Raw genomic sequence first — 23,452 nt, forward strand, 5'->3', positions numbered from 1 at the left:
TTCGTGTTGGAGTTCGTTGTGGCAGACTTCCGCGCGTGGTCGATCGGTCGTTCGCGGATCCTGCGCTCGCCGCGTTGTACGACACCCTGAACCCCTGGGGGGCGGGTGACGACTTCTACCTCGGGCTCGTGAGGGACGCCGGCGCGGTGCTCGATGTCGGCTGCGGTACGGGCCGGTTGCTCCGTCGAGCCAGCGTCGACGGTCACCGTGGGCGGCTCGTGGGGCTCGATCCGGCGGCCGCCATGCTGGTGGAGGCGCGGCGGCGCGACACCGAAGTGGAATGGGTGCTCGGGGATCTGCGGACGCGGGACTGGTGCGCGGAGTTCGATCTGGTCGTGATGACCGGCCATGCGTTCCAAGTGCTGGTCTGTGAGGAGGAGTTGCGGACCTCACTGCGCGCCGTGCGCCGGGCGCTGCGCCCGGGTGGGCGGTTCGTGTTCGAGACGCGGAATCCCGCCGCGCGGGCCTGGGAGACGTGGACGCCCGAAGGCGCCCGCACGGTCACCGGCGTGGACGGGGACGCCGTACGCGTATCGCACGACGTCGAAGGACCTGTCGCCGGAGACCGGGTGACCTTCACGGAGACGTACGCCTGCGACAGCTGGCCGGCACCCGCCGTCAGCCGCACCACCCTCCGCTTCCTTGCCCCCGACGCCCTGTCCGCCTTCCTCCACGAAGCCGGCCTCATCGTCGCCGACCAGTACGGCGACTGGACAGGGACACCGGTCACGCCCGCCGCCCCGGAGATCATCACCGTGGCCCGGCGGGCCTCCTAGAGCCCTGGGCCGCCTCCGCAAAGTCCCGCCTGCCCCGCGACGCCCGGCACGCACTCTCGACTTCGCCCGAGCGGGGCGACCCCCGTCGCATCGCCGCCCTCCTCCGCCGTACGGCTGCACGCACCAGGCCCCGCTCAGGCCGGCTGCCCTGCGCCTAGGACCTGTCGTCCGACTCCTCCAGCGCCACCAGCGCCGGATCCAGCACGATGTCCTCGTCCCGCGCCTCGATCGTCGGCTCCTCCGGGAAGTGACAGGCCGTCAGGTGGCCGTCGTGGTTGCCGGCGATCTGGATCAGCGGGGGCTCCTCGGCCGCGCACTTGTCCTGGGCCTTCCAGCAGCGGGTGCGGAAACGGCAGCCGGAGGGCGGGGAGATGGGGGACGGTACGTCGCCGGCCAGGCGGATCCGTTCGCGCGCCGGAGCCTCCTCGTCGGCCACGCTCACCTCGGGCACCGCGGACAGCAGGGCGTGGGTGTAGGGGTGCCGGGGGCGGGTGTAGATGGAGTCGCGGTCGCCGACCTCGATGATCTTGCCGAGGTACATGACCGCGACGCGCTGCGAGAAGTGCCGGACCACCGCCAGGTCGTGGGCGATGAACAGGAACGCGATGCCGAGTTCCTGCTGGACCTTCTGGAGCAGGTTCACGACCTGTGCCTGGATGGAGACGTCGAGGGCCGAGACCGGCTCGTCGGCCACGATCAGCTTCGGTTCGAGGGCCAGCGCCCTTGCCACGCCGATGCGCTGGCGCTGACCGCCGGAGAACTCGTGCGGGAAGCGGTTGTAGTGCTCGGGGTTCAGGCCGACGATCTCCAGCAGCTCCCTGACCCGTTTCTCCCTTCCGCCGTCCGGCTCGATCCCGTTGATCTCCATCGGGCCGGAGATGATCTTGCCGACCGTCTGGCGCGGGTTCAGGGACGCGTACGGGTCCTGGAAGATCATCTGGATCTCGGAGCGAACCGGCGACAGCTGCCTGCGCGTGGCGTGCGTGATGTCCTTGCCCCGGTAAGCGATCCGGCCGCTCGTCGGCTCCATGAGTTTGGTGATCAGCCGTCCGGTCGTCGACTTGCCGCAGCCCGACTCCCCCACCAGCCCGAAGCTCTCGCCGACATGCACCGTCAGGTCGATGCCGTCGACCGCCTGCACCTGGCCGACGGTGTGCCGGATCGGGAAGCCGCCCTTGACCGGGAAGTGCTTCACGAGCCCTTCCACTTCCAGCAGCGGTTCGCCGGACGCGTCGGTGGCGGCCCCGCGGGGTGCGGGGAGGACGAGGTCCTCTGTCATAGCCGTAGTCCTCCTCAGACGGGGCTGTTCGGGGGCGCTGGGTCGTGCTTCGCGGGGCAGGCGGGACTTTGCGGACATGGCCTAGTGCAGTCGGGGTTTGATCTCCTCGGTGAAAATGGTCCGCTTCTGGTCCGCCGTCAAGTGGCAGGCCGAGGAGCGGTCCGGGCCCAGCAGCGGGACCTCGGTGACACAGCGCGGGCCGCCGACCCGGTCCTGGAAGGTGCAGCGGGGGTGGAAGCGGCAGCCGGAGGGCGGGCGCAGCAGGGACGGCGGAGTGCCGGGGATCGGGGCCAGCGGAGTGTGCGGGTCCGAGTCCAGGCGTGGCATCGAGTTCAGCAGGCCCCAGGTGTACGGGTGTTGTGGCGCCCTCAGTACCTCGTTGACCGTGCCGCGCTCCGCCGCCCGGCCCGCGTACATCACCATGATGTCGTCGGCCATGTCGGCGATCACCCCGAGGTCGTGGGTGATGAAGATGATCGCCGAGCCGAACTCCCGCTGGAGGTCCTTGAGCAGATCCAGGATCTGCGCCTGGACCGTGACGTCCAGCGCGGTGGTCGGTTCGTCGGCGATCAGCAGGTCCGGATCGCAGATCAGCGACATCGCGATCATCGCGCGCTGGCGCATACCGCCGGAGAACTGGTGCGGATAGTCCTTCGCCCGCTGCTTGGGGTTGGGGATGCCGACCTTCCCCAGCATGTCCACCGCCCGCTCCCAGGCGGCCTTCTTGGAGACGCGCATGTGCTTCATGTACGGCTCGGCGATCTGCCGGCCCACCGTGTAGTACGGCGACAGCGCGGTGAGCGGGTCCTGGAAGATCATGGCGACCTTGTTGCCGCGCAGCTTCTCCAGCTCGGACTCCCGGGCCGTGGTCAGCTCCTGGCCCTCCAGGAGGATCTCGCCCTCGACGGTGGTGAACATGGGGTTGTGCAGCCCGAGGATCGTCAGGTTCGTCACCGACTTGCCCGAGCCGGACTCGCCGACGATCCCCAGCGTGCTGCCGCGCTCCAGGTCGAAGGAGAGCCCGTCCACGGCCCGTACGACGCCGTCCTCGGTCTTGAAGCTGACGTGCAGGTCCCGCACCGACAGGAACGCGTCCGCGTCGGCCGGGACCGGGGCGCCGGCCTCCTTGGTCAGAGTGGTCACGTCAGTGCTCCTACCTAGGACAACCGCACGCGCGGGTCGATGAAGGCGTACGTCGCGTCGACGACGATGTTGCAGAGCAGGATCATGGTGGCGGAGAACAGCATCACGCCCAGCAGCAGCGGCAGATCGCTGAAGAACACCGACTCCACCGCCAGCCGGCCGAGCCCCGGCAGACCGAAGGTGTACTCCGTGATGATGGCACCGCCGAGCAGCGAGCCGAGGTCGATGCCGAAAATGGTGACGATGGGGATCAGCGAGCCTCGCCAGGCGTAGCGGAAGAAGACGTACCGCCGTGACATGCCCTTGGCCCGGGCGGTGCGGACGTGTTCCTCCTGGAGTTGCTCGATCATCGACGAGCGGGACATACGGGTGTACTGCGAGGCGAAGATCGTGGAGAGGACGACCCAGGGGATGATCAGGCCCGTGAACCAGGCGCCCGGGTTCTGGGTGAACTCGTTGTAGGCGGGCTTGTCGAAGACATGGGTCTGGTAGACGAGGATCGCCAGGACCAGCGGGCCGAGGAAGTAGATCTGCATCGAGCTGATCACCATCGCGCCGGCCGTGAAGGTCTTGTCGATGAGCGTGCCGCGCTTCCACGCGGCGATCAGGCCGGTGCCGAGCCCGACGATCAGGAAGCAGACCGCCCCGCCCATGGTGAGCGAGAGTGTGGTGGGCAGGCGGTCCATGAGGGTGCCCCACACCTGCTCGTTGGAGTGGTACGAGTAGCCGAAGCAGGGGGCGGGGCACGGGCCTTGGGCGAAGTCGTCGCTGCCCGTGACGAGGTTGGTCAGGAAGATCCAGTACTGCTCGGGGATCGGCTTGTCGAGGCCCAGCACCCGGTGCAGGTTCTCCAGGTTGGCCGGGGTGCACGTCTTGCCGCACATCAGGAGCGCCGGGTCGCGCGGCATCCCGAAGAACAGCAGGAACGCGACGATGCTCAGCAGGAAGAGGATGACGACGGCGCCGAGGGACCGGCGGACCAGGAAGCGCAGCATGGCAAGCAGCTCTCAGACGTCGGCGGGCCGGGTGGCACCCGGTGCGCCGTCCCCAGGGGGCAGGAGGGCGGACGCACCGGGTGCCGGGCGGGCGGGGTTACTTGACGTACAGGCGGCGCGGGTCGACGCCGGCGATGATGTCGTCGTAGACGAGGCCGCCAACCTTGGATCCGGCGATCTGGGTCTGCTTGTAGTACGCGGTCGGGACGACGTTGACGACGTCCTTCACCAGGTACTCGTTGAGCTTGTTCCACTCGGTCGCGGCCTTGACCGGGTCGGTGATCTTGTTGATCCGGTCGATCTCGCTGTTGGCCTTGGAGTCGTTGACCTGCGAGTAGTTCTGGGCGCCCTCGGCGATCCCGCGTCCGTCGTACAGGGGCGGGATCACGGTCGAGGCGGACGGCCAGTCGGCACCCCACGCGGTGTGGAAGATGTCGTAGTTGTTGTCCAGCTTGCTGACCTGGTCGTAGTAGGTCTCGGCCGGGATCTCCTGGCGCTGGACGTCGAAGCCGGCCTTCTCCAGGCCCGCCGCCATGGCGGTGGAGTACTGCTGCCCCTCGGGCGTGTTGATGTAGCCGAAGGTCAGCTTCAGACCGGTCTTGCCGACCTCTTCCAGGAGCGCCTTGGCCTTGGCCGGGTCACCGGCCGGCTTCTTCTTCTTGCCCCACGGGTCGAAGCCGGGGTCGTAGCCGGTGACGGTCGGGCTGATGATGCCGCCCGCGACCTCCATCGCGTCGGTGCCGCCGTAGGCACGCACGAACGGCGTGACCGGGAGGGCGTAGGCGATGGCCTGGCGGACCTTGATGTCCTTCATCTCCGAGTGCGCCAGGTTGATGTTCACCTGGCCCACGTACGGCTGGAAGCCGGAGACCGTGCGGGACTTCATCTTCGGGTCGTTCAGCACCTTGGTCAGATTGCCCGCGTCGACCTGGTTGCTGAAGCTGACGCCAGCCTGGTCGGTGCCGCTGTCGGCGAGGAGCGCCTTGGTGGAGTCCTCGTACTGCTGGTTGAAGGTGATGTTGAACTTGTCGACGTACTGGTGCCGCAGCGGGTCCGTGGCCGCGTCCCAGTTCTCGTTCTTGACGAGCACCATCGACTTGCCGGACTTGAACTCCTGGATCTTGTACGGCCCGCTCACCACCGGGTCCTTGTCGTACTTCTCCTTGGTGTCACCCTTCTCGGAGACGACGGCGTAGCCCGTCATCGCCAGGGCGTACGGCAGGTCGGGGTGCGGCTGCTTGAACTTGAAGACGACCGTCTTCTCGTCCGGCGTCTCAAGGATGCTGTCCGGCAGGTGCTTGCCCTTGAACGGGCCGTCCGGCAGCAGCTTGCGGTAGTCGGCGCCCGGGGTGTCGGCCAGCCACTGCTGGATGTACGGCGGGCCCTGGTTGACGAAGGCCGCGAACTGCCGCTCGAAGGTGTGGCGTATGTCGGCCGAGGTGATGGCGGAGCCGTCCTCGAACTTGATGCCGTCCTTGAGCGTGAACTTCCAGGTCTTGCCGCCGTCCGTGGTGGTACCGGCGTCGGTGGCGAGGTCGCCGACGACCTCGTGCTTGCTGCCGTCGTTGCTGGTCGCCTTGTAGCCGGTCAGCCCTCTGTGCAGCAACTGGGAGACCGCCATCTCGTCCTGGACGTAGACCTGTCCGGGGTCGAGGTGGGCGTAACTGTCGCGGGCCAGCACCGAGATGGTGCCGCCGGGCTTGGCGCCGGGGATATCGGCGGCCGGGCCCTTGGACGCCTCGGCGTCCCCGAACTCGATCGCCGCCTGCTGCCGCTCGGCGTTCTCCTTCTGTTCCTTGTCGTTGCCACTGCCCTTGCTGCCGCCCTCGCTGCACCCGGTCAGCACGAGTGCGCCGGCCGCGAGCACCGAGATTGCCGCGTATACGTGGCGTCCGCCCCTACTCATCACTCAGTTTCCACCCATCTGTGTGTCACCAGTGCGAAGGAAGTGCCAACCAGTGGTTCAGCGCGCCGTCTTGGGGTCGAAGGCGTCCCTGACCGAGTCCCCGAGCAGGTTGAACGCCACGATGAAGATGATCATCGAGATGCCGGGGAAGAACATGTAGGTGATGTCGTTCTGCATCACGAGTTCGGTGGACGCCTTGGAGAACATCTGTCCCCAGTCCGGCGTCGGTTCGACGATGCCCACACCGAGGAAGGACAGACCGGCCTCGGCGGTCACGAAGTTGGGGAGCATGTACGTGCCCTGCACGAGGATCGGCGTGACCACGTTCGGCAGGATCTCCTTGCGGATGATCCGCCACGGCGGGGCCCCGCTGACCTTTGCCGCCTCGATGAACTCCCGTTCTCGCAGGGCGAGTGTGGTGCCTCTGAGGATCCGTCCGAGGCTCATCCAGCCGAGGAACCACATCACGAGGATGAGGGCGACCACCCGGACGTAGACCGGGGTCTCGTCGCGCGGGCTGACGAACAGTGAGACCACGACCGGCATGCTGGCGATGAAGAACAGCTGCGACGGGAAGGCCAGCAGGAAGTCGATGACCCGGCTGATCCAGTAGTCCGTCCGGCCGCCGAGATAGCCGGCCGTGACACCGAGCAGGATGCCGGTGAGCACGGTCGCGATCGTGACCGCGACCGAGATCCCGAGCGAAGTCCGGATGCCGTAGAGCAGCTTGGTGAAGACGTCGTACCCGTTGCCGGGTTCGAGGCCGAACCAGAACTCGCCGCTGATCCCGCCGTTGGGCTGCACCGGCACGCCGGCGCTGTCGAACAGCTCGGGGCGCTCGTCGGCGTACACGGTGTACGGGTCCTTGCCGTACAGCCAGGAGATCACCGGGGCGAGCAGGCCGATCAGGAAGAAGAAGATGACGACGTACGCCGAGATGACCCCGGTGCGGTCCCGTTTGAAGCGGATCCACATCAGCTGGCCGGGGGAACGCCCGATCAGCTGCTCGTCCTCGGGCTTCACGTCCGGTTGTGGTGCACCGTCCGCGATGACCGAGGTCCCGCCACCCTCAATGCCGATACCACTTGTCACGTTTCGCCCGTTTCGCTGGTATGGGTATGCCAAAGCGAGGCGTGCGGAACTCCGCAGCCGGACGCGCGTAGGAGGTGTGCGCCTCTTCCTCCGACACCCCTGACGGAGGATCAGGCAACCCCTGTTGCTCGTGAGTCGGCACTGTCCCCACAGTGCGAGACCCGTTGACCCGAGCGCTGCGGCTAACTATCTGCCATGAGCCAACTACCGACCACTGTCTTTAAATCTCAATTCAGTCACAGCTGACGTGAAGACCTTCCAAAATCCGGACAAAGCGTTGGGTCAAAGAACGTCGCGAAACGGACGTGTTACATGGGTATCGGGCGAGGATCTCCGCATTTCGGACAGGAGGGTGATTCTCGGCCACCGGAAAACAAGTTGCAAAAAGCCCCGGCTCCCCCATGACGGGGGAGCCGGGGCTCAGGCGTCCGATGCTCAGCCGTGCTTGGCGCGGCTCGCGGCGCGGGCGCGCTCGCGCGCGTCCAGGTTCACCTTGCGGATACGAACGGCCTCCGGCGTCACCTCGACGCACTCGTCGTCGCGGCAGAACTCCAGGGACTGCTCCAGGGAGAGCTTGCGCGGCGGCACGATCGCCTCGAACGAGTCGGCCGACGAGGACCGCATGTTCGTGAGCTTCTTCTCCTTGGTGATGTTCACGTCCATGTCGTCGGAGCGCGAGTTCTCGCCGACGATCATGCCCTCGTACACCTCGGTGCCGGGGTCGGTGAACAGCACACCGCGCTCCTGGAGGTTCGTCATCGCGAACGCGGTGACGGCGCCGGAGCGGTCGGCGACCAGCGAGCCGTTGTTACGGGTCTGCAGGGTGCCGAACCAGGGCTCGAAGCCCTCGTGGATGGAGTGGCCGATGCCGGTGCCGCGGGTCTGGGTCAGGAACTCGGTCCGGAACCCGATGAGACCGCGGGACGGCACGACGAACTCCATGCGCACCCAGCCCGAGCCGTGGTTGGACATGTTGTCCATACGGCCCTTGCGGACGCCCATGAGCTGCGTGACCGCGCCCATGTGCTCCTCGGGCACGTCGATCGTCATGCGCTCGACCGGCTCGTACGTCTTGCCGTCGACGTCCTTGGTGACGACCTGGGGCTTGCCGATGGTCAGCTCGAAGCCCTCGCGGCGCATCTGCTCGACCAGGATGGCGAGCGCGAGCTCACCGCGGCCCTGGACCTCCCAGGCGTCGGGACGCTCGGTGTCGATGACGCGGAGCGAGACGTTACCGACCAGCTCGCGGTCGAGGCGGTCCTTGACCTGGCGGGCGGTGACCTTGCGGTCCTTGACGGCCGCCTTGTTCTCGGCACCCTTGCCGGTGCCGCCACGGCCGACCAGCGGCGAGGTGTTGGTGCCGATGGTCATGGAGATCGCGGGCTCGTCGACCGTGATCAACGGCAGCGCAATCGGGTTCTCGGTGTCGGCGAGGGTCTCGCCGATCATGATGTCCGGGATACCGGCGACGGCACAGATGTCACCGGGGCCGGCCTTCTCGGCGGGCTTGCGGGTCAGCGCCTCGGTCATCATCAGCTCGCTGATGCGGACGTTGCTGATGGAGCCGTCGCGCTTGATCCAGGCGACCGTCTGGCCCTTGCGCAGCTCGCCCTGCTCGACGCGGACCAGCGCGATACGGCCGAGGAAGTTGTCCGCGTCCAGGTTGGTGACGTGCGCCTGGAGCGGGGCCTCCTCGTCGTAGGTCGGCGCCGGGATGTGCTGCAGGATCGTGGAGAAGAACGGCTCCAGGCTGGTGGAGTCCGCCGGGACCGTGCCGTTCTCCGGCTTGGTCAGCGAGGCGATGCCGTCACGGCCGCAGGCGTAGACGATCGGGAACTCGATCTGCTCCTCGTCGGCGTCCAGGTCGAGGAAGAGGTCGTAGGTCTCGTTGACGACCTCGTCGATCCGGGAGTCCGGACGGTCCGTCTTGTTGATGCACAGGATGACGGGCAGGCGCTGCTGCAGCGCCTTGCGCAGCACGAAGCGGGTCTGCGGCAGCGGGCCCTCGGAGGCGTCGACGAGCAGGACGACACCGTCGACCATCGACAGACCGCGCTCGACCTCGCCACCGAAGTCGGCGTGGCCGGGGGTGTCGATGATGTTGATGGTGATGACGTCCCCCCCGTCCTTCGGGTGGTACTTCACCGCCGTGTTCTTGGCCAGGATCGTGATGCCCTTCTCACGCTCCAGGTCGTTCGAGTCCATCATGCGGTCGTCGACGCCTTCGAGCTGGTGCGCGGCGAAGGCGCCGGCCTGCTTCAGCATGCCGTCGACGATGGTGGTCTTGCCGTGGTCGACGTGGGCGACGATGGCGACGTTGCGGATGTCGTGGCGCGTGGCCATATTGCGGCGTACTCCCGGAGTGGTGAGGACGGCTCTCGCGTACGTCTGTGTTACGCGGGCCCTGCCGGGCTGGACACGCCACGGCCTCACCCCATGGTACGGGGCCGCCGCCGTTGGGGCTCGCCGGGATACGTCGGTGCAGGTGGGGGGCTGTTTAGGCCCCCGCTGAGCCTCTCAACGGGGACCTCAGTCGGACGACCCGCTCGGCCCCGGGTGCGCGCCCTTCTTCAGGAAGCCCATGTCCTCGTACACCGGCGTCCCGAATCCGAAGGCACCCGCGTTGGCGACGCTCGTCCGCGCCGCCGTCAGCTGAGGCCGCTGGAAGAGCGGCAGGGAGCCCGCCGCCGCCCAGATCCGCGAGTCGGCCTTGCGGATCAGCGCCCGCGACTCGGACTCGTCGAGCGTGGCGATCGCCTGGTCGAAGAGCTGGTCGACCTGGTCGGTCCCGACCCGCGTGTAGTTCTGCTCGACGTTCAGCGACCCGTCGGCGGCCGGCACCGGCTTGGCGTAGATCGGCCGGGCGTCGGTCGCCGGGTAGGCGGAGGCGGGCCAGGAGTAGAGGGCGAGATCGAACTGACCGGACGCGATGTGGTCCTTGAAGTAGCTCTCGTCCGAGACCTTGACGATGTCGGTGCGGATACCGACCCGCTCCAGCATCAGCCCGATCCGGTCCGCCACCGTACGCAGCGTCTGCGAGCCCTCGCCCGACGGAACCACGAACCGCAGCGCCAGCGGCTCGCCGTCCTTGGCCAGCGGCCGGGCCGCCGCGCCCGCCGGTGCGGCGGTGCCGCGCGGGGCGTACGCGCCGGGCGCACCGCCCTGCAGCTGCTTGTTGCCGTACTGCTTGCCGTCCTGGGCGAGATGCCGCGAGGCTTCCTCGCCGTCGCTCTTCCCGGAGTCTCCCTCGTCCCCGCCCGCCTTGTTGTCCTCCCCGACGATGTACGTCTCCTCGTCCTCGGACTCCGAGTCGGCCTTGGCCTTGGACTTGGACTCGTCGCCGGAGTCGGACTTGGACTTGGGCTTCTCCCCGGAGTCGGAGTCGGAGTCGGCCTTGGACTTGGACTTGTCCCCGGAGTCCGTCTTCTTCTCGCCCTTCTCGCCCTTCTCGCTCTTGTCGCCCTTCTCGCCCTTCTTCCCTTCGCTCCCCGCAGCGCCCTCCCCTTCCCCCTTCTTCTTCTCCTTGACCGGTCCTCCCGGCACCCACCCCGCGTCCGCGAGCAGCGCTTGCGCCTCAGCCGTGTCCTGGCCGCCGACCGCCCCGCTGTTGTCGGCGTACGCGGCCTGGCCGGACAGGGCAAGGTGGCTGCCGACCGGCTCGGTGGGCAGGCCGAGCGGGGCCAGGACCAGCTTGGCCAGTTCCTTGCGGTCGATGGCGCGGGCCAGGGCCCGCCGCACCCGCTCGTCGGCGAGCAGACTGTCGCCGCCGTTGAGGGCGAGCTGCGTGTACGCCGGCTCCAGGGACTTGCGTACCTCGAAGCCCCGGAACTTCGTCTGGTCACGGCGCTGCTCAAGGGTCAGTCTGGTGCCCGGCTCCGGGCCCATCAGCGGCGTACCGGAAGCACTGGCGGAGCCATGGGCGGAGACGCTGGCGGTCGCGGACCGAGGAGGAGCGGCGAGCGCGATGCGCCGGGCCGCGGCGGTGTCGACCTCGGCCAGGTCCAGCTGTCCCGCGGCCAGCGCGGCGGCCCGCTGCTCGCGCGGCACGGCGCGCAGCACGATCTCGTTCAGCTTGGCGCGCTCACCCCACCAGCGGGGATTGCGGGTGAGTGCGACCTCGTCGCCCTTGCGGTCGATCTTCTTCACCGTGAACGGCCCCGCGGTGACCTTGAGCTTGTGCCGCGCCCCGTCGTTGAACGAGTCCGGCGTGCCCATGACCTCCTTCGGGTACAGCGGCGAGAACAGCGACTGCCAGTCCGCGTACGGCCGCTCGAAGGTGACCCGCACCTCCAGGTCGTTGGCGCCGCGCTCGATCCTCTCGATGCGGTCGTAGCCGGCGTTGCGGGCGGTCCAGTAGGCGCTGTCCTTGCCGGACAGGGCCCGCCACTGGGCGGCGAAGTCGGCGGCGCCGATCTCCCGCCCGTCGCTCCAGACGGCCTGCTGGTTGAGCTTGTACAGGACGACCTGCTTGGGCTCGGTCTCGACGACCTTGGCGGACTCCAGATAGTCCGGATTGCGCTCCGGCCGCCCGTTCTGGTCGAGCCGGAACATCGAGGGCAGCGTGGCCTGCGCGATCCGGGTCGTGGTGGCGTCGGCGTCCGACTGGAAGGTGTTCAGCGTCTCGGGTACGGCGTCCACGGCCCACCGCAGTGTGCCGCCGTCGGCGATCTGGGCCCGGGCGGCCGTGGCGATGTCCTGCCCGGCCAGCGGCTTGCCGGCGGGGTCCGGGTCGCTGCAACCGGCGAGCGCGGGCACGCCGAGCACGCCGGCGGTCAGGAAGGCCACCGAGCGCATGACCGCGTTGCGGCCGGGCCTGGGTCCGAAGCCGTCGTGGGACATCTGAGGTACCTCCGGGGAGCTGCTCCCGCCGGTTACATTAAGTGCGTTCTGATCACATTTGGCGGTATTTTGGAGCTGATCAGATCTAAGGCACCCCACTGAAGAGGAAAGGGTTCGCCAGGCGGAGACGACACGGCGGCCAGGGCGTGCAAGGCCACCCGTGCGGAGCAATGCACTCCCGTACGGCCCAAACACGCTCCCCGCGCTTTTCGGCTCTCCGGCGTACACAGAGCGCCTGCGGGCGTGCAATGGAGGCGCGCAATCCGCCAATCGCTGCACATGCCTTCACAGCGATAGGTGTGACGCGCAACACTCGCAGGCGCATGAACGTCACCACTCAGGGCCGAAGAGCCCACGGAAATGAGGTCACGTCATGTCCGTGCAAGACGAACTGACAGCGGTCCAGCGCTGCCTCGACGACCTGTCCCGGTCCGTGGGCCGGTTGGAGAAGCAGCTGGGCACCGGCGGGCTTGAGATGCGTCGCGTCCGCGCCGACGCCAACCATCTGCGCGAGAGCGTCGCGCTGCTGCGGGACGCCGCCGCGACGCCCACGACACAGCGCAAACCGGAGCTCGTCACCATCCCCGACACGCCGTACGACGACTCTCTGTGGATCGACACGGATGACGAGGGTCTCGGCGCCCGGGACCGCCGTGCCCCCTGATCCCACCCCCTGACCCGACCGGAGTCATGCATTGGCCACTGGTACGGAACCCCATCTGAACAGCGGCGGCGTACGAACCGGTACGCGCGCCGCGATCACCGCCCCGCACCTGCGGACCGACCGCTGGTGGCTGGCCCCGGCCGTCACCGCGGCCGGTCTGCTGGCGTTCATCGTGTACTCGACCTGGCGGGCCTTCGCCAACGCGGACTACTACGCGGCGCCGTACGTCTCCCCGTTCTACTCGCCCTGTCTGGCGGAGAACTGCGAGACCATGCGCGCCGGGCCGAACTGGGACCTCTTCGGGAACTGGTGGGGCATCTCCCCCGCGATCATCATCCTGATCTTCCCGCTCGGCTTCCGCCTGACCTGCTACTACTACCGCAAGGCCTACTACCGCGGCTTCTGGATGTCGCCCCCGGCCTGCGCGGTGGCGGAGCCGCACAAGAAGTACTCCGGGGAGACCCGCTTCCCGCTGATCCTGCAGAACATCCACCGTTACTTCTTCTACGCCGCGCTCCTGGTCGCCGGGATCCTGACGTACGACACGGTGCTCGCCTTCCGCGACGAGAACTACGAGTGGGGCCACATGGGCCTCGGCACCCTCGTCTTCCTCCTCAACATCGCGCTGATCTGGGCGTACACCCTGTCCTGTCACTCCTGTCGGCACATCGTCGGCGGCAAGCTCAAGCACTTCTCCAAGCACCCCGTGCGGTACCGCATGTGGCAGTGGATCGGGAAGCTCAACGCCCGGCACATGCAGCTGGCGTGGGCGTCGCTGGTGAGCGTGGCGCTCGCCGACTTCTACGTCTATCTCGTCGCGTCCGGGGTCTTCGACGATCCGCGCTTCTTCTAGATTGAGTGGGGACTGAAACCAATGTCCGTGGTCGAACGGCAGGAGTGGGACGTCGTCGTGGTCGGCGCCGGGGGCGCGGGCCTGCGTGCGGCGATCGAGGCACGTGAGCGAGGCGCCCGGACCGCCGTGATCTGCAAGTCGCTGTTCGGCAAGGCGCACACCGTGATGGCCGAGGGCGGCATCGCGGCGGCCATGGCCAACGCCAACGAGCACGACAACTGGCAGGTCCACTTCCGCGACACCATGCGCGGCGGCAAGTTCCTCAACCAGTGGCGGATGGCCGAGCTGCACGCGCAGGAGGCGCCGGAACGGGTCTGGGAGCTGGAGACCTGGGGCGCGCTCTTCGACCGTACGAAGGACGGCCGTATCTCCCAGCGCAACTTCGGCGGTCATGAGTACCCGCGCCTCGCGCACGTCGGCGACCGCACCGGACTGGAACTGATCCGCACGCTCCAGCAGAAGATCGTCTCGCTTCAGCAGCAGGACGAGAAGGAGACCGGCGACTACGAGTCCCGGCTCAAGGTCTACCAGGAGTGCACGGTCACCCGGATCCTGAAAGACGGAAGCCAGGTCTCCGGGGTCTTCGCCTACGACCGCGAGACGGGCCGCTTCTTCGTCCTGGACGCCCCCGCCGTCGTCGTCGCGACGGGCGGGATCGGCAAGTCCTTCAAGGTGACGTCGAACTCCTGGGAGTACACGGGCGACGGCCACGCGCTGGCGCTGCTGGCGGGCGCGCCGCTGCTCAACATGGAGTTCGTGCAGTTCCACCCGACGGGCATGGTCTGGCCGCCGTCGGTGAAGGGCATCCTGGTCACGGAGTCGGTGCGCGGCGACGGAGGGGTGCTGCGCAACTCCGAGGGCAAGCGGTTCATGTTCGACTACATCCCCGACGTCTTCAAGGAGAAGTACGCCCAGTCGGAGGAGGAGGGCGACCGCTGGTACGAGGACCCGGACAACAACCGGCGGCCTCCTGAGCTGCTGCCTCGCGACGAGGTGGCGCGGGCGATCAACTCCGAGGTGAAGGCGGGACGGGGCTCCCCGCACGGCGGGGTCTTCCTGGACGTGTCGACCCGTATGCCGGCGGAGGTCATCCGGCGTCGCCTTCCCTCCATGTACCACCAGTTCAAGGAGCTGGCGGACGTGGACATCACGGCGGAGGCGATGGAGGTCGGGCCGACCTGCCACTACGTCATGGGCGGTATCGCGGTCGAGTCGGAGACGGCGGCGGCGCGCGGGGTGCCGGGGCTGTTCGCGGCGGGTGAGGTGGCCGGCGGTATGCACGGCTCGAACCGCCTCGGCGGCAACTCGCTGTCCGACCTGCTGGTGTTCGGCCGCCGGGCCGGCTGGCATGCCGCCGAGTACGCGGCGGCACAGGCCTTCGAACGCCCCGAGGTCAGCGACCTCCAGGTCGACACGGCGGCCGCGGAGGCGCTGCGGCCGTTCTCGGCGGAGGGTCCGGCCGGGGGCGAGGACGACGGGCGCCCGCCGGAGAACCCGTACACCCTCCACCAGGAACTCCAGCAGACCATGAACGACCTCGTCGGCATCATCCGCCGCGAGGCCGAGATGGAGCAGGCGCTGGAGAAGCTGGCGGATCTGCGGGTACGGGCCCGCCGGGCCGGTGTCGAGGGTCACCGCCAGTTCAACCCCGGCTGGCACCTCGCACTGGACCTGCGCAACATGCTGCTGGTCAGCGAGTGCGTGGCGCGGGCGGCGCTGGAGCGCACGGAGTCACGCGGTGGGCACACCCGCGAGGACCACCCGACGATGGACCGCAAGTGGCGCAACATCAACCTGCTGTGCCAACTGACCGACCCGACGGGCGGCTTGGCCGCCACGGACCCGGAACGCGGCCAGATCGACCTGCTGCGGGAGACCACCGACCCCGTCCGCCCGGACCTGCTGGCTCTCTTCGACAAGGAAGAGCTGGTCAAGTACCTCGCCGAGGAGGAGCTCTACCAGTGAGCAGCTACGAGGCCCGCTTCAAGGTGTGGCGCGGCGATGTGCAGGGCGGCGGCCTGGAGGACTTCAAGGTCGAGGTGAACGACGGCGAGGTGGTCCTGGACATCATCCACCGCCTCCAGGCCACCCAGGCCCCCGATCTCGCCGTCCGCTGGAACTGCAAGGCCGGCAAGTGCGGTTCGTGCTCCGCGGAGATCAACGGGCGACCGCGGCTGCTGTGCATGACGCGGATGTCGGTGTTCACCCAGGAGGAAACGATCACGGTGACGCCGCTGCGGGCGTTCCCGGTGGTGCGGGACCTCGTCACGGACGTCGGCTTCAACTACACCAAGGCGCGCGAGGTTCCGGCCTTCGTTCCGCCCGTGGGTGTGGGCCCCGGTGAGTACCGGATGATGCAGGAGGACGTGGACCGCTCGCAGGAGTTCCGCAAGTGCATCGAGTGCTTCCTGTGCCAGGACACCTGCCATGTCGTCCGCGACCACGAGGAGAACAAGCCGGCGTTCGCGGGCCCGCGGTTCCTGATGCGGGTCGCGGAGCTCGACATGCATCCGCTCGACGCGGCCGCGGAGACGGGCCTGGACCGCAAGGCCACGGCCCAGGACGAGCACGGCCTGGGCTACTGCAACATCACCAAGTGCTGCACGGAGGTCTGCCCCGAGGGCATCAAGATCACGGACAACGCCCTGATCCCGCTGAAGGAACGGGCCGTCGACCGCAAGTACGACCCGTTGGTGTGGCTGGGCTCGAAGATCGGGAGGCGGTCTTCGTAGGGTGCCCGCCCTCGGCTCCGCCGGGAAACTCGCACGTCACTCCACCCCACCCCTGACGCACCCCGGTCGCGCCCCTGCATTCCTGCTCATACGCTCCGAAATGTGACGTCATCTTCGATCCGGGGCCGGGCGCGGCGCGGTGGTTCGCACATATCGGTGCGGGTCGCGCATGCGCTGGTGGGCGGGCTCGTCGGGGTGGTGTGGCTGGTGCTGCCCGGGATGACGGCCGGTGCCGGGGGGCCGGTTGCGGGCGGGACGGACCGGCCGGTCGCCGGTGCGGTGGCTCAGGGGGAGGACGAGGGGACGTCGGGCACGGATCTGGTGGTGCCGATGCTGGCCGTCGTCACCGCGACGGTGCTCGCGGGGTACGGGTTCCTGCGGCGCAGACGGCGGGCACGGGAGCGTACGACACCCGGTGGGGTGGCGGGTCGGGGCGAGGCCGAGCAGCCGGTCGGGGAGCTCGATGAGCGGGCTCGGGCGCTGCTCGTGGCGGCCGACGACTGGGTGCGGGTCGGCTGGGAGGAGCTGGGGTTCGTCGAGGGGCGCTGCGAACTGGAGGATCTCGCGCACGCCGGGCGCGTCGAGGACATCGACGGAGCCGGCCGGGGCGTGCCCTTCGCTCGGGCGCTTCGGGAGGCCGAGGCCGAGCTGGCGGCCGCCTTTCGCATGCGGTGGCAGTACGAGGGCGGGGTTCCGGACGAGACCGCGGCTCGGCGGCATGCGCTCGCGGGGATCGTCGGACGGTGTGAGGAGTCGGGGCGGTTGCTGGACGCGCAGGCCGCCGCGTTCGATCAGGTACGGGGGTTGGAGGAGGGCCTGGGCGGAGGGCTGGGGTATGCCCTGGTCGTCGCCGAGGGCCGGTTCCGGGAGCTGACCGGGCGTACCGGGGGTGCCGACGCGACCCTGCGCGAGCTGGGCGAGCGGTACGCCCCCTCCGCCACGGACGCCGTCACGGGGCATGTCGAGCAGGCCAAGGACCGGTTGGTGTTCGCGACCACGCGTCTCAACCACGCCCGCCAGGCCGCCGACTCGGGCGACAACGAGCGGGCCGCGGGCCGGCTGCGGGCCGCCGAGGGCGCCATCGCGCAGGCCGCCGTCTTCATCGACGGCGTGGAACGGCTCGCCGCGAACCTCGCCACGGCCGCGGCGACGGTGCCGGCCGCGCTGACCGGCGGTGAGGTGGAGATCGCCGGGGCGCGGGAGTCGCTGACGGGGGCGGGAGACCCGTACCTGGACGTCCCTCCCGGTGAGCTGCGCGCCCGCGTCACCCACGCCGACGTCATCCTGGCCCTCGTACGGGAACAGCTGACCTCCGGGCCGTACGACCCCCTCGACGTGCTGCGCCGGATCGTGCAGGCGGTCGTGCCCGTCGCCGCGGGGCGGGCCGGGGTGATCGCGGCCGCCGCACTGCTGTGCGCACGCAGTGCCGTCGCGGACGCGGACGACGTCGTGGCGACGCATCGGGCGGTGGTCGGCAGCGAGGCCCGCACCCGCCTGGCGGAGGCCCGGCGGCTGCTCACTCCCCGCCGTCCGCCCCGGCCGGCCGGACGCCGCCGCCCTCCCCGGCCGACCTCCTGACGTCCGACACCCTGGCCCAGCAGGCCCACGCCCTCGCCGAACAGGACATCCGCCTCCACGGCAACCCCGTCGAAGGCCGCACCGACGACATCACCGGCCTCGCCGGCGCGCTCCTGGGCGGCGTCCTCCTCGGCGGCGACCCGGACACCGCCCCACCGGCAGCCTTCGGCGGCCCGCACACGCGTGGGCGTCGAGGCGACACGGACTGAACCCGAGCAGGCGCCGGCCAGGCTCACCGCCGGCCGCCCATGAACGCGGGAACCCCGCACCTCTCATCAGAACAGGCTCAGCAACGCCTCCGCCGGATCCGTGAGGCCGTTCTCGCCGTCCGGCAGGGGGAGTTCGAACCACACCGTCTTGCCGCGCGGTGTCCGGCGGGAGCCCCAGGCGGCGCTGAGGAGGCCGACCAGCTGGAGGCCCCGGCCGCCCTCGTCGGTGTCGCGGGCGCGGCGGCGCCGGGGTTGGACCAGGCCGGAGTCCCAGACCTCGCAGACCAGGGTGCGGTCGAGGAGGAGGCGGAGCCGGATCTCGCCCTCGCCGTAGCGCAGGGCGTTGGTGACCAGTTCGCTGACCAGGAGTTCCGTCGTGTCGACCAGGGGTTCCAGGTCCCACGACTGGAGTTGGCCGCGGGCGTACTCGCGGGCGCGGCCCACGCTGCGCGGCTCGCGTGGCAGGGTCCAGTCGCCGACCGAGTCGGCCGGCAGCCCCTGGACACGTGCCATCAGCAGCGCGATGTCGTCCTCGCCGTGGTGGGTGTCGAGGGTGTTGAGGACGTGGTCGCAGACGTCCTCCAGCGGGCGCGAGGGGTCCGTGAGCGCGCCCACGAAGGCCTGGAGGCCCTCGTCCAGAGGGTGGTCGCGGGACTCCACGAGTCCATCCGTGTAGAGCGCCAGCAGCGCGCCCTCAGGCAGCTCGACCTCCACCTCCTCGAACGGCTCCCCGCCCACACCGAGCGGCATTCCCGGCGGCACGTCCAGCATCAGCGCGTCCTCGCCCGGCTCGACGAGGACCGGCGGCAGATGGCCGGCGTTGGCGAAGGTGCAGCGGCGCGTGACGGAGTCGTAGACCGCGTAGACGCAGGTCGCCAGGTACACCTCGGACAGGTCCGCCTCCCGGGGGCGGCGGGCCGCTCGGGTGGCCTGCTGGACGCCGCCGGGCGCTCCGAGGCCGCGCGCGATCTCGTCCAGCGCCGAGAGCACCTCGGCCGGTTCGAGATCCAGCAACGCCAGCGTCCGTACGGCGGAGCGCAGTTCACCCATCGCGACGGCGGCACGCAGCCCGCGGCCCATCACGTCACCCACGACCAACGCCGTGCGGTGCCCGGGGAGTTCGATGACGTCGAACCAGTCGCCGCCCACCTCGCTGGGCCGGTCGGCGGACGAGTTGCCCGGCAGGTAACGGCACGCGATGTCCAGGCCGGAGGCGACCGGGTCGCCGGGCGGGAGCAGGGACCGCTGCAGTATCAGCGCCCGCTCGTGCTCGCGCCGGTAAAGGCGTGCGTTGTCGATGCACACGGCAGCACGCGCGGCCAGCTCGACCGCCAGATCGCGGTCCCGGTCGCCGAACGGCTCACTGCCCTTCGTACGGGCGAACTGCGCCAGTCCTACGACCGTGTCGTGAGCGACCATCGGCACCGCGAGCGTGGACTGCACGAGGCCGCCCTCCTCACCGGGCACGTACTGCGGCCGGGCGGTGCGCAGGGCGTCCGCGCAGGGCGAGTTGAAGGGGTAGTGGTGGACGGCGCCGAGCGCGACGGGGGTGCCGCCACCGACGAAGGGCGCGTCGGAGACCGCGCTGGCGAAGGCGACCCGGCGCAGCTCCGCGCTGCCGTCGGCGAGGCCGGGCGGGGTCTCGTCGCCGGCCAGCAGCCCCTGGTAGAGGTCGACCGTGGCCAGGTCGCAGAAGCCGGGGACCACGACGTCGAGGAGTTCGCGGGCCGTCGTCTCCAGGTCGAGGGAGTTGCCTATGCGGGCACCGGCCTCGTTCAGAAGGGCCAGATTCCGCCGGGCGGCGGCGGCCTCGCGGGCGGCGGCGCGGCGGGCGGTGATGTCGGTTCCGAGCCAGGCGATGCCAATGGGGCGCCCGCTGCCGCTGCGCACGCGGTAGAGGTTGACGGACCAGTGGCGGCGCTCGTCGGATCCGGGCAGAAAGCCGGTGACGTGCATGTCCGTGATGGAGTCGCCGCTCTCCAGGACACGGCGCAGGGTCGCCGAGACGCGCTCGGCCTCGGGGCGCGGCAGATAGTCGTGGACGCCTTTGCCGCGGTGGTCGTCGGGCGTGCCGCCGAACAGGGAGGCGAACCGGTGGTTGGCGCGGCGCACCCGCAGGTCGGGGTCGATCAGCAGGAAGCCGAACGGAGATTGACCGAATATCGCCTGCGAGGCTGCGAGGTCGGTCTCCATCCGACGCAGGGTGCGGACGTCGACGACGATGCAGACGGCGGCCTTCTCACCGTCCTCGGTCCGCGTCGGCATGACGTACACCTCGGCGAGGCCGTCCTGACCGGGGAGGTCCTCGGCGTCCTGCGGCATCCGGAAGGGGACCACACCGGTCCACTCCCGTCCGTCCAGGATCTCGGCCATCTTGCGCTGGCCCTGCTCGCGCAGGTCGGGGTCGATGAACGCCTCGATGGGATCCATGCCGACGGCCCGCTCGGCCGGTATGCCGAAGAGCTGCTCGGCGCGCAGGCTCCACTGGTCGACCAGGCCGTCGGGGCCGATGGAGAAGGACGCGACCTTGATGTAGTCGTAGATCGAGCCGGGCGGGCTGCTCTGCCAGACGGGGTCGCCGGGGCGGGCCTCGTCGGAGGCGAACGTGTCGCGGGATGCCTGTGTGTCCTGCGAGGCTTGCGAGCGCTGTGTGTCTCGGGAGACGCCTGTCATGTGGGAGGCCCGTGTGTCGTGGGCCCCCTCTCCCGCGGCCTTCGCCCTCGCCCCGTCCGACGGGTCGTCGGACCCCGAGGCCCTCGCTGGTATCTCGCTCACGCGAACCGTCCCCTCCAGCTCACCGCGCCCGGCACCGGTCACCGGGTGGCGGCTGCCCGCAGTATCCAGCACTACGGCCCCGCACAACACGGTGTTCACGATCACAGCACGTTCCCGATGGTTTTCGGTCCCGGCAGCGGAAACACTTCCAGTCTTCTAACCAGCGGACACGCAGTCGAATCACGTATCGCGACAACTGCCACTGGCCTGAACCATTCGTTCGATACGGCAGGGGTGCACGTACCCGAGCCAGCCGGGGCGTCACTGCGGCACTGCGAGCTCGAACCACACCGTCTTGCCCGTGTTTCGTCCGGGTCGGGTTCCCCATCGGCGCGAGGAGTGCGCCACGAGCTGAAGTCCGCGGCCGCTCTCGTCCTCGAGCTCGGCGACCCGTTCGCGGGGCGGGTCCGGAAGGGGGTCGGAGACCTCGACCCTGAGCATGCCGTCGAGACCGACGGGGCGCACCAGGCGTACACCGATGGGGCCGGTGGCGTGCCGCAGGGAATTGGTGACCAGCTCCCTGACCAGCAGCGACGTCACGTCGGCGAGGCTGTCCAGGTCCCACTCGCGCAGTCGGCCGCGGACGGCGGCGCGGGCCGCGCGGACGGCACCCGCCTCCGCGGGGAAGGTCCACTCGGCGCAGTCGCCATCGGAGTCGATCACGCCGATCACTTCCCAGGCCAGCAAGCTCACCCATGTCCGGTTTCATAGGTTTGATTGGCACATACCCGATATCCACAGGGCAGTACCGTTCGAGCGGGTAGACCATCGGGGGTTCTCAACGCCGCTCAACGCCGGTCGCCATCCGGCCTGTCAACCTGTCAGGTCCAGCCGTCCCGCGACCTCCCGGACCGCCGCCACGTCCTGGTCCAGCCAGTCCACGTCCCAGAGTTCCCCGGCACCCAGCCAGCGCAGCGCGTCATGGTCCTCGAGGGGCTCGGGGTTCCCGGAACCGGGGAGCAGGCGGGCGGTCCACACATGCAGGACGTAGGGGGGTTTCAGAGGCCATGCTCCCGGCACCCGCTCGACCACCTCGGCGGCCACGCCGAGTTCCTCCCGCAGCTCGCGCACGAGCGCCGCCTCGGGCGCCTCGCCGGGCTCGACCTTGCCGCCGGGCAACTCCCAGCGCCCGGCCAGTTCCTCGGGGGCACTGCGGCGCGCGGCGAGCAGCCGGCCCGCCTCCACCAACGCGGCGCCGACCACGATCCGTTCCGTCATGCGCCGGAGCCTACGGGAGCGCAGAAGCAGTTCAGTGGTCCGCGCTGTCGCCGTTCTGAGCGATGCGCTCGACCCAGTACAGCTGCTTGTGCCCCCGGCTGTCGAGGCTGTCCGCGATCTTCTGGGCTTCCGCCCGCGTCGCGTACCGGCCCACGCGGTAGCGATTGCCGTTGTCGTCCTGCCGGACCACGAGCCAAGGAAGAGTGATCGTGCTGTCGTTCATCGCGCTCCACTGCTCCTTCCCGCCCACGACCGCCCGAGTCCCTCGCCCAGCCTTCGGCCGGGGGGACCCCCATCTCGCTTCGCTCGCGGCCTGTGCCGTGCCCCGCCCGCCAAGGAAACCGCAATCCGCATATGCCCGAGCCTACGCCTAACCTTTACGCAGCGAATACGACTTTTCACAAAGAGGTACGCAACCAGCCAAGTCGCAGGGGGCGCACGGCATCGAATGCGCCGTGCGGAGACGTCGATGCATCCGGTCGCGGGCATGGTGCACACGCCTACGACGACCTGCGAAAACGGCCAGATTGCAACGGCGGATGAAGGGGCGGGAGTTGAGGCTTTGCCGGGGGCAACTGCCGTGGAGGTGTGCGCTACTTCACGAACATGTGCGCTACTTCACCGGAAGGTGATAGGCGACACGGTAGCGGTCCGCCGGAATGACCACGTCCGCCGTCTCCACCGGACGGCCGGACGCGTAGTAAGTGCGCTGGATGACCACGACGACATGACCGGGGACGCCGCCCAGCGTCAGCAGCTCCTCCGCGAGGCCGGGGCGGGCGCCCACTTCCTCCGTCACGTTGTCCACGACGACGTCGATGGCCGCCATGCGCTCGACGACGCCCATGCCGCCGAGCGGGCCCTCCTCGGGCAGCATCACGGGCGTACGGCCGGTGACGGCGAGCGGTTCCCAGGAGGTGGAGAGCATCATCGCCTCGCCGGCGTCCCGGAAGAGGTACCTCGTGCACATCACACGGTCGCCCGGGCGGAGGCCGAGCCGCTCGGCGACGGCGACGCTGGCCTCGGCCTGTGCGCTGCTGGACTCCCAGGTGCCGCGCGTCTCTCCGTCGGCCTGCTCCTGACGGAAGGGTGTGGCGCCGGCCGACGGGCGGAAGCCGGAGCGGGAGATCCGGCGGGGCACGGGGCGCTCACGGACGTACGTCCCGGAACCGGAGCGGCCCTCGACCAGCCCCTCTGCCATCAGCACCTTGCGCGCCTCGAGGGCGACGGTGTCCGAGACGCCGTACTCCTCGCGGATCCGGGCCTGGGACGGGAGCCGGGTGTGCGGTGGCAGCGAACCGTCGACGATCTTCTTGCGGAGATCGCCCGCGACGCGCAGGTACGCCGGCTGCTCACCGAAAGTCACTGGCCGCTCCCATCAGGTTGTACAGAC

18 protein-coding genes are annotated in these 23,452 nt (G+C 69.4%); 6 read left to right on the top strand and 12 right to left on the bottom strand.

Annotated features, from left to right (window positions below; all coding sequences use genetic code 11):
* Positions 1-35: 35 nt before the first annotated feature.
* A complete protein-coding gene (locus OHO27_RS14225; RefSeq protein ID WP_328423843.1) occupies positions 36-776 on the top strand; it encodes a class I SAM-dependent methyltransferase in 741 nt (246 codons plus the stop codon).
* Between the two features lie 154 nt (positions 777-930).
* On the opposite strand, the gene OHO27_RS14230 is transcribed toward OHO27_RS14225, so the two are convergent.
* From OHO27_RS14230 to OHO27_RS14260, 7 genes are all read right to left on the bottom strand, one after another.
* Entirely contained in the window at positions 931-2,055 is a 1,125-nt protein-coding gene (locus tag OHO27_RS14230; RefSeq protein ID WP_328423845.1) for an ABC transporter ATP-binding protein, read from the bottom strand.
* A gap of 81 nt (positions 2,056-2,136) precedes the next feature.
* Positions 2,137-3,198, bottom strand: a complete 1,062-nt coding sequence (locus OHO27_RS14235) for an ABC transporter ATP-binding protein (RefSeq protein WP_328423847.1) — start codon at positions 3,196-3,198, stop codon at positions 2,137-2,139.
* Between the two features lie 14 nt (positions 3,199-3,212).
* Entirely contained in the window at positions 3,213-4,193 is a 981-nt protein-coding gene (locus OHO27_RS14240; protein WP_328423849.1) for an ABC transporter permease, read from the bottom strand.
* 97 nt (positions 4,194-4,290) lie between these two features.
* The gene (locus tag OHO27_RS14245; RefSeq protein ID WP_328423851.1) at positions 4,291-6,099 is read right to left on the bottom strand and encodes an ABC transporter substrate-binding protein; all 1,809 of its coding nucleotides are present in this window, start codon (positions 6,097-6,099) and stop codon (positions 4,291-4,293) included.
* 57 nt (positions 6,100-6,156) lie between these two features.
* A complete protein-coding gene (locus OHO27_RS14250; protein ID WP_328423853.1) occupies positions 6,157-7,191 on the bottom strand; it encodes an ABC transporter permease in 1,035 nt (344 codons plus the stop codon).
* Between the two features lie 435 nt (positions 7,192-7,626).
* Positions 7,627-9,534, bottom strand: coding sequence for a translational GTPase TypA (typA, locus tag OHO27_RS14255; RefSeq protein WP_328423855.1), 1,908 nt, complete (start codon positions 9,532-9,534; stop codon positions 7,627-7,629).
* 186 nt (positions 9,535-9,720) lie between these two features.
* Positions 9,721-12,030 (bottom strand): ABC transporter family substrate-binding protein, encoded by a 2,310-nt coding sequence (locus tag OHO27_RS14260; protein WP_328423857.1) that lies wholly within the window; start codon positions 12,028-12,030, stop codon positions 9,721-9,723.
* Positions 12,031-12,403: 373 nt separating this feature from the next.
* Here OHO27_RS14260 and OHO27_RS14265 point away from each other — a divergent pair, with 373 nt between their 5' ends.
* From OHO27_RS14265 to OHO27_RS14285, 5 genes are all read left to right on the top strand, one after another.
* Positions 12,404-12,694 (top strand): hypothetical protein, encoded by a 291-nt coding sequence (locus OHO27_RS14265; protein ID WP_328423859.1) that lies wholly within the window; start codon positions 12,404-12,406, stop codon positions 12,692-12,694.
* 31 nt (positions 12,695-12,725) lie between these two features.
* Positions 12,726-13,547 (top strand): hypothetical protein, encoded by an 822-nt coding sequence (locus OHO27_RS14270; protein ID WP_328423861.1) that lies wholly within the window; start codon positions 12,726-12,728, stop codon positions 13,545-13,547.
* A 21-nt stretch (positions 13,548-13,568) separates the two neighbouring features.
* Positions 13,569-15,512, top strand: a complete 1,944-nt coding sequence (locus OHO27_RS14275; RefSeq protein WP_328423863.1) for a fumarate reductase/succinate dehydrogenase flavoprotein subunit — start codon at positions 13,569-13,571, stop codon at positions 15,510-15,512.
* On the top strand, positions 15,509-16,279 hold the full coding sequence (locus OHO27_RS14280; RefSeq protein WP_328423865.1) for a succinate dehydrogenase/fumarate reductase iron-sulfur subunit: 771 nt from the start codon (positions 15,509-15,511) through the stop codon (positions 16,277-16,279). The genes OHO27_RS14275 and OHO27_RS14280 overlap by 4 nt, the downstream gene beginning before the upstream one ends.
* Positions 16,280-16,381: 102 nt before the next feature.
* Positions 16,382-17,857, top strand: a complete 1,476-nt coding sequence (locus OHO27_RS14285; protein ID WP_328423867.1) for a hypothetical protein — start codon at positions 16,382-16,384, stop codon at positions 17,855-17,857.
* A 275-nt stretch (positions 17,858-18,132) separates the two neighbouring features.
* On the opposite strand, the gene OHO27_RS14290 is transcribed toward OHO27_RS14285, so the two are convergent.
* The 5 genes from OHO27_RS14290 to OHO27_RS14310 all read right to left on the bottom strand — a co-directional run bounded on the left by OHO27_RS14290 (position 18,133) and on the right by OHO27_RS14310 (position 23,425).
* Positions 18,133-20,841 (bottom strand): SpoIIE family protein phosphatase, encoded by a 2,709-nt coding sequence (locus OHO27_RS14290; RefSeq protein WP_328423869.1) that lies wholly within the window; start codon positions 20,839-20,841, stop codon positions 18,133-18,135.
* A gap of 261 nt (positions 20,842-21,102) precedes the next feature.
* A complete protein-coding gene (locus tag OHO27_RS14295; protein ID WP_328423871.1) occupies positions 21,103-21,534 on the bottom strand; it encodes an ATP-binding protein in 432 nt (143 codons plus the stop codon).
* A 120-nt stretch (positions 21,535-21,654) separates the two neighbouring features.
* On the bottom strand, positions 21,655-22,059 hold the full coding sequence (locus OHO27_RS14300) for a (deoxy)nucleoside triphosphate pyrophosphohydrolase (protein WP_328423873.1): 405 nt from the start codon (positions 22,057-22,059) through the stop codon (positions 21,655-21,657).
* A gap of 31 nt (positions 22,060-22,090) precedes the next feature.
* Positions 22,091-22,282, bottom strand: a complete 192-nt coding sequence (locus tag OHO27_RS14305; RefSeq protein WP_328423875.1) for an SPOR domain-containing protein — start codon at positions 22,280-22,282, stop codon at positions 22,091-22,093.
* 390 nt (positions 22,283-22,672) lie between these two features.
* Positions 22,673-23,425 (bottom strand): GntR family transcriptional regulator, encoded by a 753-nt coding sequence (locus tag OHO27_RS14310; protein WP_328423877.1) that lies wholly within the window; start codon positions 23,423-23,425, stop codon positions 22,673-22,675.
* Between the last annotated feature and the right edge of the window lie 27 nt (positions 23,426-23,452).

It is taken from the genome of Streptomyces sp. NBC_00443 (assembly GCF_036014175.1).
Lineage (GTDB): Bacteria > Actinomycetota > Actinomycetes > Streptomycetales > Streptomycetaceae > Streptomyces.

What these genes read in the sequence shown, in the direction of transcription:
- typA (WP_328423855.1), bottom strand. Translation starts at nt 9,534, where the DNA reads ATGGCCACGCGCCACGACATCCGCAACGTCGCCATCGTCGCCCACGTC.
- OHO27_RS14275 (WP_328423863.1), top strand. Translation starts at nt 13,569, where the DNA reads ATGTCCGTGGTCGAACGGCAGGAGTGGGACGTCGTCGTGGTCGGCGCC.
- OHO27_RS14265 (WP_328423859.1), top strand. Translation starts at nt 12,404, where the DNA reads ATGTCCGTGCAAGACGAACTGACAGCGGTCCAGCGCTGCCTCGACGAC.
- OHO27_RS14240 (WP_328423849.1), bottom strand. Translation starts at nt 4,193, where the DNA reads ATGCTGCGCTTCCTGGTCCGCCGGTCCCTCGGCGCCGTCGTCATCCTC.
- OHO27_RS14300 (WP_328423873.1), bottom strand. Translation starts at nt 22,059, where the DNA reads ATGACGGAACGGATCGTGGTCGGCGCCGCGTTGGTGGAGGCGGGCCGG.
- OHO27_RS14230 (WP_328423845.1), bottom strand. Translation starts at nt 2,055, where the DNA reads ATGACAGAGGACCTCGTCCTCCCCGCACCCCGCGGGGCCGCCACCGAC.
- OHO27_RS14260 (WP_328423857.1), bottom strand. Translation starts at nt 12,030, where the DNA reads ATGTCCCACGACGGCTTCGGACCCAGGCCCGGCCGCAACGCGGTCATG.
- OHO27_RS14305 (WP_328423875.1), bottom strand. Translation starts at nt 22,282, where the DNA reads ATGAACGACAGCACGATCACTCTTCCTTGGCTCGTGGTCCGGCAGGAC.
- OHO27_RS14245 (WP_328423851.1), bottom strand. Translation starts at nt 6,099, where the DNA reads ATGAGTAGGGGCGGACGCCACGTATACGCGGCAATCTCGGTGCTCGCG.